Consider the following 13,548-nt stretch of genomic DNA (forward strand, 5'->3'; position numbering starts at 1 on the left):
ACAGCCACGTGTTTGGCAAACCGGAGTGGCTGTAAGATGCCCGACTCGGAGCGGCTCTAGTGATGATTCACTCATGATGCCCCATTTCCTCCCTCTCATGGAGGAATTCTCGAAGGTTTTCCCACCCGGCTTCAACGGGAACCGGCTCTACTTCTTCTGTCTTAGCGGGCCCCGGCTGTATTTCCCCAATTGCGAAGTCGGAGTATATCGGGACTCTACCGAAGAAGCTTGGTCCGTCCATGTCGAATATCCAGTCAGTATTATACGTCTCTCCGTTGAACTCGACCGTGTCACACTGTTCGACAACAGTAGCACCGGTAGCCGGTGGTAGATAGACTTTGAAGCAGAGCCCATTCGCACTGGATAGTTCCTTTTCGAGTCCAATTGCAGCCGCCCCCTCAGAGATGAGTCTCTGAATTGGCTCTTCGAGCGAGACCGCGTCGGTTTCGGGTGATTTCGGTTGTCGACTATTCGCGAGCCGCTTATCCGTTTCTTCAGTCATCGTGTGATTAACTGTTTGCTTTATCCAGATATAAACTTTACGAACGAAGGTTTTAACCCATATATTTGGATGAATGCTCTATATTTGTCTATCCGTTGTGAGAATTTAGGCCTCACGCAAATACAGTACTTTCGTGCGGGTCTCTGCCCGCTCAACCATGAACCAACAATATGCATAAATAGTCAGTTGTATAATATAAGAAATCAGGAGGGATTGTTTGGGGTTTGATTTATAAAATTTGCTACCAAATATATGTAAATAATAATTATAATTTAATGGTGGCTTCAATAGCGTAGACTTCGAAGAGTTCCACGGGAAACGTGGCAGGCTCATCTTGACTCTGTGGATGTGCTGGGAGTGAGACTTGCATGTATGCAAACTTCTCATCTTCACCGTATTTCATTATTCGATTGATGGCCTCCATTCCCACGGGTGGGCATCAAACGTTATCCAGAGGTCTTTCAACCCAACCCGAACCATCGAATTCTTGTCATTAATGTCGATAATTATCCCGTGTTCGGAGTGCAACTTGTGATGAGGGGGTGTTTCATCTGGAATATCGATACGGACGCGTTCACCACGTGCAAAGCGGTGCATACAGTTGCTCCCTGCGTTTTCTCATTTAAACCTCAGTGAGAAGAATACGCACGGGTTAGGCGACGACAGTCTCCTCTGACTCATCGTCTTCGTTAAGCAGGCCGTCAACATCATATCCGTATGCGAGTCCAAGTTCGATATATTCGTCCTGTCGGTCCATGATGTTCGCGATGGTTCCCTGTGCGATTCCCGTCTCTTCCTCCGTCTCTGAGTACGAATATCCCCGGGCTCGCATGCTGAGAACGCGAAGTACGGCGTCGAAATTCTTGTCTGGGACGAGATACTGTCCATTCTCATCGAACTGTGTTCCTGTCGGCGGTCGTCCCTGATAGTAGCCGTTCTCAACACGCTGTTTGATTTTTCGTTTGGCCTTCTGGATATCTCTACGTTTGGCGACGTCGTCCATATAGTTTCGAATCATCTCGATGAGCCAGCTTTCGTCGTCGCCGAAATCGACGCGTTGTCCATCAGTGGTTGTCCACAACTCCACGTCCCACTCATCAAGGTCGTAGTAGAGCATCGACCGTTCCCGCTTGTCTCTCGATAACCGGTCACGGTCGCGGACGATGAGAACGTCAATCTCCTCGTCTTCGAGGACGGCCTGCATTTCGAGGTATTGGTCACGCTCATTGTCGAACCCAGATGATTTCTGCCCGTCGTCAAAAATTTCAAGCAGTTTGAACCCCTGCTCGTCGGCGAGGTCCCGAATTTCTCGTTTCTGGTCCGGGATGCTGGTATCGCTCGTTTGGGAGAGCCGGGTGTAGCCGATGGCCGTCTTACTCATCGTCGTCACGCTCTTTCACGCTTACTCGGAGTGCGTCAGCACCTTTCACCTCCCAACTTATCTCGGCTCCCCCAAGTCGCATGGCCTCAGCGATACTTTTCGGGACAGTCGTGCGATATTGTGTCACGGTTCGTTCTGAACCATCCTCATTTTCGACCGTATACTCGGTCACAGAAACAGTTGATTTAGCCATCTCTGGTTTGCACTACTTATTGCACTACATTAGGTGTTACTCCGCCCCACTCAAGATATCGGGATATCCTGAGTAGTAGTCAGCCAAAGCTACCCCGAACTATTCCCTTTACTGTAAGGTTTCTGGACCAGTGCTACGCAAAACGGGCTCGCAGTCTTAGTGTTCGCAATCAATAGCGTCGTATTCCTACGAGTTCTCCGATATCCTGATGGCGAGTTATACTTGGGTCCAAGCAACCTCTTCGCCCGTTTTACCATCAATTTCAACGGCTCGCTCTACATCTTCTAGCGAAACTCCAAAAACATGGTTCAATACCCGGGTTGAGACTCTCAATGCTTCTTCAGGAGTCCAATCGTAGTCTGCTGCCGTGATATGGGACTTGTCTTCAATCATTATTTCTAAGTCCTCGTCATCAATAAGTTCTCTAAATGCCTTTTCACGTTCGTCGTTAAGATTGACTATGTTGTATGCCCCCCATTGAAATTGATATAGACTCTCTACCTCTCCTTCATACGGAAAATATACGTTAATGAAAGGAGCGGGGCCGGGGTTGTCTCCTGCGGCAGTTAATTTTTCGTGATGGTGTTCAAGGAGAGTTAATAACTGAACTTCCTTCTCGCCTCCGGTCATCAACCCCGCACCGGGTTTGAACTCCTCTACGATGTCCCATAGGGTTTCTCGCTCTATGTCTGTATTCTCAGAGGCAGCGTCAACCCATTCGCTAAGGGTCATGAAGTCATCTCTTGGGGGTACTGTACCCATTACTTAGAATGACTGTATGTATAGTTGAAAAGGTTTTGCACCCACCTGTCGTATTTGGAGTGTTCTCCGACTCGGTCCGCCGACAAGTAGTAGCTCACTCACGTTCCGACTCTAAGAATAGATTCATAATCACAAACGATAGACGCCCACTATGGCAACTTGTGACGAATGTAGCAAGAGGGTCGGACCGGGGGAAGGAGTATCAGCTGGGTTTAGCCCGAACATTTTCTGTTCTTCTACCTGCCGTGAGATGTACCGAAGGAAGGCCAGTAGCAGACAACGTACTGACGAGAGCTAACGTCGTATTTTGAGGTATTCGCGGACATCCATCCACATCTGGTAAGGGGAATCGGACAGTAGAGGGATGGACTTCGTGTCCAAATTGGTTCTGCGCAACGAGATTCAAGTAGCAGTCAACTCATTCGAAACAATTTTGTTATTTACTTTAGTACATATTGTCATGTTTGACGCTGGCCTGCTTGACATTGACGAGGACACGGCGGCGAGGATGGAGGACGCGGGCTATAGCGATTACATGACGGTCGCTGTCGCCAGTCCCGCTGAACTGCGTGCGACTCTCGGAATCGGGGAACAGCAGGCAGAGCAGATAATATCAATATCCAGAGAGCAAGCCAGTGGCGGTGGATTTCAGACCGCGTCCGAGGTCAAAGACCCACCGGACTTACGCAAGGTTAATGTTATCGAAAATGTCGACGGATGGGTGTTGGAGCGCCAGAGCCGGGACCGTATCGTCTGGCTCTCTCCCTCCGATTTTTCGGTCACCATCACTAACCAGTCCACTCGCGATGGCAACGGATGGACATTCGAAGTGAGCGGAATTCAACCCCCAAAAGACGACGAAAACCATAATCCACGTCAGACGAAGCAGGAGCGGCGTATTCTGAAGGATGGAATAGAAACGGTTGAAGAGGCCGTTGGATTTGCTATTGGTTGGATGGAAACGTCCTCAATCGAGTTCGAGGAGGATTTGACTGAGTTTACAGGAATCAGCGAACGAACTGCGGAATATCTACTACTGAAACACGATATCGAAAATCATCAGCAACTCTACGAACTATACGTAGATAGGACCCTGCACGATATTGTTGGCAGCCAGTGGCATGGGGAGTTGGAAGAGGAAATGAAGGAGATATTTGGTTAATACCCTCAATCACTGCTCCCATCATCGTTCGATATTGCTCTCGTAAATCATACTAGTCTTTCTCCGAATTGCGCAGAACTACTAGGGTCTCTTAAGGGAGTACCTCAGCGAATGAAGCAAACAATACTTGGGCTTGAGCATGGCGGTTGTCCAGCCATAGTGTGTTAACTCTTGACGTACTAACAGTGTTGTTAGGCGAGAAACGGCTTACCCTGTTACTCGAAGCTTCTTTTCTTCGCTTCTTCGTTAATAGACAGGACACTAACGAAGGTTTTCTAGTATTACTTACACACATACACACCCTTTCTTTCTATCAGGCTGCAGTGTGTGATGAAGCCATTTCACCTCCTGCCTAACAGGACCGCTTCGAATCGTCCTAACAACGCTGTTAGGACCCAGCGGGGGATGTGGAAGGCGTCCTCCGCCACGCCAACCGAGGACTTCAGTCGCTCTACTCTATGCACGCCACCAATAAAGCAATTTCCCATGACTGTCACTCTTTGTTGAATCATAGTCATGTAGTTCTGTTGAAACTCATATAACATGCATTGAATTTTGACCTATCTAATAGAATATATTATATTTAGTTAGGCCGCCGTTTGTTGGCAATGACGTGGTAGTGGAACGGGCTAACTGCTCACATCACCACAGAATTTGAACCTGCCTCAGAACAAAAAGAGAGATTTGTTCACAGGGATTGATATGCTGTCAGTAAGACGTGGCAAGATAAGATGGATAGAAATGCAGTTCAGGAGTTTGTGAAGCAATCTGAAGCCGTCATGGACTCCTCTCCGCAGATGGATGAAGCCAACACGAAGGCCGCTGTTCTGCGCGAGTTCTTAGACCTTCTTGATTGGGAAATTCCGAAGAATACACAACTCGAATATCCCGTTGAAGCGTTCGGACGGACATACAAAGTCGATTACGCGCTCATTCTCGAAGGCACACCCGTCGCCTTTCTTGAAGCAAAAGGGGCTGACACTGCCCTGACTGCCGACCACGACGAACAATTGTCCTCCTATATGATGAACAAGAATGTCACCTATGGTATCCTCACGAACGGCAAGCAATATCGTTTCTTCCAACGGCGGGTGGACGCGTCCAACGTGGACGTACAGATGGTTGGTGACGTAGACCTCAGAAACCTGCCTAGCCGTCTCGCCGTCCTAAAGGCCTATGAGAGAGATGCTATCGAGTCGGGAGAGTCCGGAAAAATACTCGGTCGTATTAACGAGTTACGAGAAGCACGCCGGGTTCTTGAAGCCAAAAAGGATGATTTGGCTGTTGAACTCTCAAACGTGCTGGCCGACCGCGTTTCCGGTTCTATCTCATCACTCGCTGAAACACAAACAAAGGAGATGATTGACAGGCTTGTCGCAGATATTGAATCCGAGATAGACGCTGACAGCGGTGGTATAGACGTCCTGATAGGTGGTGGCGGTAGTGGTGGTGTCGAACCCACAGATAATCACGTTGTCAGTCAAATCAAACGGACTAAAATTGAGGGTGGGGATGAGGCGAAAGTCGCTGTTTTCCCGACAAAGGAATCAGGTCTATCGTTCTTAAAGGAGAACAACGCATGGGGATTCGTTCGCATTGGGAGCGAGTTCGAATACGTGGCGATGTACGTGACCGGCGACGTGCGTCAGGTCAAATACTTCGCTACGGTCAAGGATGTTGTTCGCCCGGAGACAGCCGAATTATCTCGTCCCATCGAAGAATATGCTGACGGGGAGAAAATAGCGGAGGACAAGATGATTATTCGATTTAAGCCGGAAAGTCTGTATGAATTGGAAGACCCCATTCCTTACGAGACGAAATATCCGCAGAATCTTCGCTATTCCGCGCTCGGAGCACTTCGGACAGCCGAAACGACCGACGACATGCTCTGATTCGCGGTGTCCCTATAGCCATGTTATCCGTATTCGGGTACCTACCTTTCTGAGTTTGGTCTAACTGCGAATCCCCAGATACTGCAGCGAAAGACTAAGTTGATTTGATGAGAATTCCAAGTATCCAGAATGCTCTCCGTCCCCCCACTTGTCGATAACACGAATAAAAATCTCGAAGAAGTCTACAAAAAAATTATTCCGAAAATCGAAGAGGCGCGAATCGCGACTGGCTACTTCTATCTCTCCGGTTTCGACCTCTACAAGGAGGACTTGGGCAATCTAGCCGACCCCGACGAACTCGGTCATGCACCGCTTCGCATTCTCATGGGCCGTCAGACCAACCAGCAGACCGCCGATGAAATCGAGGAGGGACAGAACCTTCGGGAAGCGTTCAAACAGGAACTTAAGGACGACATCGAGAGTCTGAACAACGCGCAACTCGGACGACTCAACCGGCTTCGAGAGTTTGTCGCGGAGGGAATCGTTGAAGTCCGTGTTCGAAACCCCGAGAACGGGTATTTTCACGCGAAGGGGGCAGCGTTCCGCGCCCCACTTGAAGAGGATGAGGGCCCCCCGTCAGAGGACGAAGAGGATACACGTGCCTGCGCAACTATCGTCGGTTCCTCAAACTTCTCGGCAAGCGGCCATCGGAATAACATCGAACTCAACCTCACCAGCCAAGACCGCTACCAGACCCAAAAGTTCGAAGAGTGGTACGATAATCAGTGGGCGAACGCCGAGGAATTCTCCGAAGAAATCATCCGCATCATCGAGAACAGCGACCAGTACAAGGAGTGGAAGGAGAAGCAAGAAAAGAAAACGTCCGATGGTGGGCCTGACGACGAAGAACTCGGAACCTATCTCGAACCCTTCGAACTCTACAAACTCCTCGCATACGACGAACTCAGCGGCAACGTCAGTGCCCGAGACAGCCCGCTATACTATTTCCAGAAACTCGGCTACGAGAGCGCACGTGAGAAACTTTCCCAGTACGACGGCTGTATCATCTCGGACTCTGTTGGGCTCGGGAAGTCGTTCATCGGTGGTGAACTCCTCTACGACTATCGACAGCGCGGTGACCGCTGTCTCCTCATCGTCCCCGCGAACCTGACTGACCAGTGGGAAGACCTTCTCCAAGATGGGACTGACGAGGACGGTAATCCCTACTTCGGGCTGGAGATGGACGGAACTCACCTCGACGTGATGAGCGTCAGTAAGTTCCAAAATCTCACCTACGAGGAGGTTCAAGAACTCCGCGACGACTTCGACGTGCTGCTCATCGACGAGGCCCACCGCTTCCGTAACTTTGGGAAGTGGCGACCGAACCCCGACCACGATGACGACTACAAGGGGACGCGGCGGCACGCGAACCTCCGTCAGTTGCGTGGAAAAACGATGATTATGCTGACCGCGACGCCCATCAACAACAGCGCTACCGACCTGAAGAACCTCATCAGCCTGTTTACGAGCCCGGAGGAGATTCGCAACAAGGCCTCACTTGACTTCGACGCTTTCGACGAGTACATCGAACTCGCGGAGACGCGCAAGCGCATCGCCGCTGGCAAAGAGGAGGTCTCCGACGAGAAGCAGCAACAAATCACCGAGCAGTTGCAGCGCCAGTCGAAAGAAATCTCGAACATCCTCAACGAAGTAATGGTTCTGCGGACGCGCAAGCATGTCAAGGACCTGATTCGGGACGACGAGGACTTCGAGATGAGTTTCAAACCACCGAAACTCAACAAGGAACAGTACTCACTGCCGCCCGCCTACCAGCCAATCTACCGGATGCTCCCCGACGTAATGGACGCACTCCATCTCCCGCACATCACGGTGAAGAACCCGAAGGCAGGGAGTACACTCAAAGCCCTCTACAAACTGAACCTCCTCAAGCGACTGGAATCCTCAACATACGCGTTCGTGCAGTCCATCGAAACATTGCACCAGAGTGAGCGGCGACTGCTCGGTCTGCTGGAGGACCTGCCTGAAGACGAAGACATCGAAATGCTCCGTGCGGTACAGGATGGAGAAGCCCCTGCAACCATCGACGACTTCGTTGAAGGGAAGGACGCCGCCGAAGACCTCGAACAGACGCTCGAAGAATTCGGCTTCGACTCGACCGCCGTGCGTGCTGATGAGGGTGAATCGGAGACGCAGGACGAACTGGTAGACGCGACTGTTGGGGAGGTCAAGACCTACATCCGCGAGGACCTGACGCTGCTCGCGCACTTCCTCACGCAGTTCATCGGGGATGTGGCACGGGACACTGGAGACGTAAGTGACCACGCAGTCACGGTACGACAGTGGCTCCACGACCACAACGCGGGCACACTCCCCGACGTACCGGAGGAAGAGATGAATCCCATCCTGTACCCGAGGAGCGACCTGACGGAAGTAGACTCCGCGACTCGGGACTTCTACGAGGCTGTGTTCTCCCTGCGCGAGTTCCGCGACCCGAAAATCGACCGCCTCGCAAACGTCCTCCAGAGTCACGATAAGAAAGTCCTCATCTTTACCCAGTATCGAGGAACCGCCGACTACGTGTATCGGACGCTCCGCGACAACCCGGACTCACCGTTGACGGCGGAGAACAGCGCGGTCGTGAAAGGCGGCGATGAGAACAAGCAAGACATCATTCAGCGGTTCGCGCCGCAAGCATCCGGGTATCAGAGTACGCTCGCAGAGTCGGACGAAACTGAACTTCAGTACGTCGTCGCGACCGACACGCTCAGCGAGGGCGTAAACCTGCAGGACGTTCAAGTCGCAGTCAACTACGACTTGCCGTGGAACCCAATGCGCATCGTCCAGCGCGTCGGTCGTATTGACCGCATCGGGAGTACGGCGGAGAAGCACGTCCACAACTTCTACCCCGACGGGGACATCGAGGCGGCCATTAAGCTGCTGAAGCGACTGCAAGCGAAAATCAACGATATCGCGCTCATCGTCGGGAAGGAGAACAACATCCTCGACCCGAACGAGGACCAGATTCTGGAGAAGGCGGGCGTCGAGACGCAGAAGACCATCGGGGAACTGGAGGTCGAGGAAATCGAGGACTCGCTACGGAAGTCTCGCGAGGTTTCTGACGTGAATGAACTTGACGACACCTCGAAAAACCCGCTCCTGCGAAATGCTGGGAGTAATGAAGAGGCCGCGTACGACCGCTTCCTGCTCAAACGCGAGTTAAACGAGGAGTACGGGCTCACGACTGACGACTTTGAGTACGCTGAGGATTTTTTCGACGACCCACCAGACGAGCGGGAGTTCCTCTACACGAACGCCATCAACCACGACAAGGGACCGCGCCCCGGTTTGTTCGGGCTCGCACACCTCTGGTTCGACAATGAAGACGAGAACGCTCCGCTCGGACGGGTACGTCGGGCGTTCTACTACAAGCCGTTTAGCGATGACGTGAAAGAACGGTCCGTGCAAACGCTCTCAATCAGCCCATCTGTCGAGGGTGAGCCGGTTTCGGGGAATACCGACCACGTGCTGACGAACCGCGAAGAGATTGAGGAGGTACTCGACGACCGGCTCGAAGCGATACGTGAAGGACAGGTTGAGGGTGCGTTCAAGCAGGGCGATTCCTATTCAAAGGAGCAGGAGACGATTCTAGACTTCATCTCATACTACATCCAGCCGAACTTCGGGGACGACCCCTGCTCACACGAGGAATATGAGACGATAGGTGAGTGGGCGGACGACCTTCACAGTCGGCTGAAGAACGTGAAACTCGGGAACACCGACGAGGACAGGATTCTCCGGGAGACGTTCCGGCACCACAAGGAGTACGAATCGTTCCCGGACTGGCCGCCCATCGAGTTCCTCGAAACGCTTGAAGTCTTCCTCGGGGAGAACATCGAAGCGTCTACCGAGTATCAGGAGACGTTAGTCGGTGAGAGTAAGGTACACGCAGACCTTATCTGCTGGGGTATTATCGGGTCTTGATTAGAACTTACTGTTGATGACTATCTTCACTAAGTTGGTGGAACTTCTCAGAGACTAATTCAAAGTACTCATCATCCATAAACCGAGGATTGCTCACTTGATAGAAGTCGTTTAGGATAAATCCCACATCTCCTTGGTTGAAACCGTAGGCATGGAAGGCTGCGGCATCCAGTTCTGCCTGAACATGACGACGCTCTTGCTTCGTTTTTACGGGTTCTGGATTTCCAATTTTTCTCCGAATGTCAGCAAACTCTTCTCCATATGCATTTAACCGGGCTGCTCTAGACGAGATATATTCAAACCAGTCGTCTCCCTGTGTAAGACGGGGAATTTGCGATTCCTCAATAGTATTCACGCTCATAGTTGTATCAAACTTTGTCCGGACAATATAATCAAAGGGAATACTGTTTAGAAGACCGAGTGCAAGGAATAACTCTTCACCCGTGAAAATTGGGTCATACACGTCATGGAGAGTCTCCTTTGCAAGGTCTTCCCGCTCAGGATTAATCTCATATGGTCGAATGGTGGGACATTTGTTGTGGCAGATTGCCCCTCTCGGGAGTGCTGCTGCGACCATACTCCGTTCGTTCGTACTATTCGACACATCACGGAATCCGATACGGTGAGACGTACAGTCCAATAGTACGTCTTCCAGTTTTAGAGGGTCACCTCTATGGGTTTCGAGCAAATCGTTCACGAATCCGATTTGGGAACCACTTCCATCAAACGCTTCGTAAATCTCTTTCTTCAGTCTCTTCTGGTTTTTCTCTCTAATCCTCCTTTTGGCACTCTTTTTTGGGTTAGACTCTTCATCAACACTCCAATATTCAAATTCTTCAAGGTCCTCAATTTCATTATTGTAGGCAAATAGCCAAATATTCTTACCACCGTAGACAGGGTAATCCCCGTCTTCTTTCTCTTCAACGAAGTATTCCGTGTCTCGCGTACGGTGAAGTTCCTCACCGTATATGTTGATGTACCACTTCTCCTCCCTCTTTTCGCTAACTGGTGGATACTGGACAACCTTATTGAGGACAGACACTTCTGACTGGTTTGTGATTTGAGGGAATATGGTCGTGACTGGTGAATACTTCTTTAGAATTTCTGCCGGAACATCTAGTAAGTTCTCTTTATTCCGTAGTATTTCTAAATCTCTCTGGAGGAATTTGGTATTAATGTGATTAGTTGTGCCAGAGTTCTTGAACGAGACTATCCCAAACTTGTATTGGTTGTGAATGTCGTCAAAGATTCCTTTATTCTCGAATCCGATGAGGTAGTCAAGTCTCACATCAGACAGTAAGTAATTACGTAAGTCGCTAGAAGAAGTACCGATGAAGAGTTTCCCGGGTAAAACGAACGAAGTATAACCTTGCGTGCTTGCAAGGTCAAAAGACCGTTCTAAAAACAGCATCGACAGGTCTGTCGTACCTTGTCCTCCGACCTCGGGGCTCTGCAAGTTGTAGGCTGGGTTTTCCCCGTAGAATTTTCGGAGACGGTCGATATTATCCTTGTATTCTTCCCAACCTTCCGCAATTTCGTCATCCTCGCATAATTCTTCAATCCGTGCCTCCTTCTCATTCGCACTCAGCGATTTAAACCTCGGTTCGTACTGCCCGAAGTAGTCATTCCGGTCAGGAGTAAGAGCCCGCCACGGTGGATTTCCGAGAACAATGTCAAATCCACCATCCCGATAAACGGGGGCAAATTCGAGTACCCAATGGAATGGTGAGAAGGACCGAATATCCTCTATTGTCACGGCCTCTACACCGGAACTATGAAAGTCTCGAAGAGTTTTATTATTCAATTCGTCGCGGTATGATTTAATTCTGGATTCAGCGACCTTTCGCGCGTTTGCTACCTCCTCTGCTGTCGTCGCATCCCTATGTCGCTCAATCGCTTTGATAACGTCCTCGTAGAATTCTTTAACACCGGTACCAGTCCCACCACCCCAATTGTTCAATGAGGCGTCGCCATCGTCATTTGTTTCGACTAATTGAGTATATCCGATGAGCGAGTTCCCCTGTCGAATGTTGAAGTCGATGTTGGGGAGCGGTTCAACCTCGCCGGGCTCGTCCTCGATGTCTGCGACCATCGAAAGCCACAGCCGTAGTTTACAGATTTCGACCGCTCCTTCGTCGATGTCCACCCCGTAGAGGTTGTTCAGGATGATTGTGCGCTTCGCATACAGCGATGCGTTCCCCTTCCCAGACGCGATAGTGTCCAATTCGTCACGCGTTTGCGAGGAGAGTTCCCATCCCTTCCCCTCGTCTTCGAGGCGCTGAAAGAACTCGATACACTGCATATAGAGGTCGAGCAGCACCTCCTGTCCGGCGAGGAGGAACGCCCCACTACCGACTGCAGGGTCAAGGAGTTTTGCTTCCTTCAGGATGTCGTGGTAGAGCGTCTCGACGTGCCCAACATCGACGTTCTCGGTCGGAGCCTGATGAGTGACCATTCCTCCGTCAGCGATGGCTGTCGTATCAGCACTCGCGCTAGCCTCAGGGAAGCCGAATACATCGTCGATTTCGTCGTAAAATGCTCCAACGGTCTCGTTCAGTTGGTCGAGGAGGTAGGGATGGACCGTCCGACGAGCCATGAAGCCCGTAATTTCCTCGGGCGTGTAGTACGCGCCCATCTCCTTCTGGTTGACTGTCTGCTCGAAGATGTGCCCGAGGACAGCTGGGGAGAGGTTCTTCGGGTCGACGATGTCGAGCCGTTCGTCAACGTTCCAGTTCCAGTCGGAGAGAAAGTCGAGAATATCGTCGTACAGTTCGTTCGTCTCTTTAGCGGAGTTGCCCAGTTTCGCGTCTTCGAACTCCTCCTCAATGGGGTTCTTCGCGAACAGACCACCGTTCAGGTATGGGAGTTTGCCGAAGTCCGGGTTCTGCTTGTCCTCCGCGAGGTAGTCGAAGAACAGCGGCGCGTAGAACTCCTCGTAGCGGTCCTCGCCATCGTCCACAACCTCAGCAGGCTGCTCGTGAAGATAGTCTGGGTTCCGGTCGAGCAGACGTTTCTCTTGGATGAAGTAGAGGAAAATCATTCGGTCGAGAATGACCTGAACGTACCGCTGCTTCGCGTCACCTCGGTCGTCGGGGATGCCGGAGACCTCCTGCACAAGGTCGGTGCGCAGGCTCTCGAACTGCTGGTAGAACTCCTTGACGACCTGCCGGGTGTCGTAGAGCGTGTCGTAGATGGCCGCGGACGAACCGTACTCGATGGAGTTCAGTTTCTGCAGGATAGTGTTCTTCTCGCCGCTCTCAGAGCGAAATTGCTCCTTGTTAAACGAGAGTTTCTGATGCTTGATTCGACCGTGCTGTTGGCCTTCCCAACTGCGGACGCGCGTGATGAAGGTGAAGCCCTCGTAGTCGTTGGTGGCGACAAGGTTCGTGTGACGCGTGCGATTTTGTGGCTTGAAGTCGGTCGCTGACTCGCCGGGTCCGGCCTCAACGATGGTGACGAACTCGTCATCTGCGAGTTGGAGAACGAGTTCGTGGTCTTCCCCAAGGTTCGGTCGTGGTTTGAGCCCGCGTTTCTCAAATGAATCTGCGATGTCCTGTAGAGAGTCCCAGCCCGCAATGTCAGACGCCGTAATTTGCTGGAGAGCCATACGCAGGGCAAGTAACTCACATCATATCAATGTATGGCAAATCAACATCAAGAAGAATCTAACAGTAGACCCACATCACTATAATGTCGCAATATAATGTTTCGAGA

At 51.1% G+C, this 13,548-nt stretch carries 8 protein-coding genes; 3 read left to right on the plus strand and 5 right to left on the minus strand.

What is annotated here, in order from left to right:
* Nucleotides 1–67: 67 nt before the first annotated feature.
* The 4 genes from NLK60_RS14285 to NLK60_RS14295 form a co-directional block, all read right to left on the minus strand.
* Nucleotides 68–502, minus strand: coding sequence for a hypothetical protein (locus tag NLK60_RS14285; protein WP_254808447.1), 435 nt, complete (start codon nt 500–502; stop codon nt 68–70).
* A 402-nt stretch (nt 503–904) separates the two neighbouring features.
* On the minus strand, nt 905–1,099 hold the full coding sequence (locus tag NLK60_RS19810) for a DUF8139 family protein (RefSeq protein WP_484555224.1): 195 nt from the start codon (nt 1,097–1,099) through the stop codon (nt 905–907).
* 55 nt (nt 1,100–1,154) lie between these two features.
* Nucleotides 1,155–1,883: a recombinase family protein gene (locus NLK60_RS14290; RefSeq protein ID WP_254808448.1), complete on the minus strand. Its 729-nt coding sequence runs from the start codon at nt 1,881–1,883 to the stop codon at nt 1,155–1,157.
* A gap of 409 nt (nt 1,884–2,292) precedes the next feature.
* Entirely contained in the window at nt 2,293–2,838 is a 546-nt protein-coding gene (locus NLK60_RS14295; protein WP_254808449.1) for a hypothetical protein, read from the minus strand.
* A 460-nt stretch (nt 2,839–3,298) separates the two neighbouring features.
* On the opposite strand from NLK60_RS14295, the gene NLK60_RS14300 reads away from it, so the two are divergent.
* The 3 genes from NLK60_RS14300 (at nt 3,299) to NLK60_RS14310 (ending at nt 9,834) form a co-directional block, all read left to right on the plus strand.
* Nucleotides 3,299–4,000 carry a helix-hairpin-helix domain-containing protein gene (locus NLK60_RS14300; protein ID WP_254808450.1) on the plus strand — a complete coding sequence of 234 codons (702 nt, stop codon included), beginning with the start codon at nt 3,299–3,301 and terminating at the stop codon, nt 3,998–4,000.
* Between the two features lie 731 nt (nt 4,001–4,731).
* On the plus strand, nt 4,732–5,892 hold the full coding sequence (locus tag NLK60_RS14305) for a type I restriction enzyme HsdR N-terminal domain-containing protein (protein WP_254808451.1): 1,161 nt from the start codon (nt 4,732–4,734) through the stop codon (nt 5,890–5,892).
* A 129-nt stretch (nt 5,893–6,021) separates the two neighbouring features.
* Nucleotides 6,022–9,834: a helicase-related protein gene (locus tag NLK60_RS14310; protein ID WP_254808452.1), complete on the plus strand. Its 3,813-nt coding sequence runs from the start codon at nt 6,022–6,024 to the stop codon at nt 9,832–9,834.
* 7 nt (nt 9,835–9,841) lie between these two features.
* Here NLK60_RS14310 and NLK60_RS14315 read toward each other — a convergent pair whose 3' ends face one another.
* A complete protein-coding gene (locus tag NLK60_RS14315; RefSeq protein WP_254808453.1) occupies nt 9,842–13,441 on the minus strand; it encodes an Eco57I restriction-modification methylase domain-containing protein in 3,600 nt (1,199 codons plus the stop codon).
* Nucleotides 13,442–13,548: the final 107 nt, after the last annotated feature.

The organism is Natronosalvus amylolyticus (assembly GCF_024298845.1).
GTDB classification, from domain to species: domain Archaea; phylum Halobacteriota; class Halobacteria; order Halobacteriales; family Natrialbaceae; genus Natronosalvus; species Natronosalvus amylolyticus.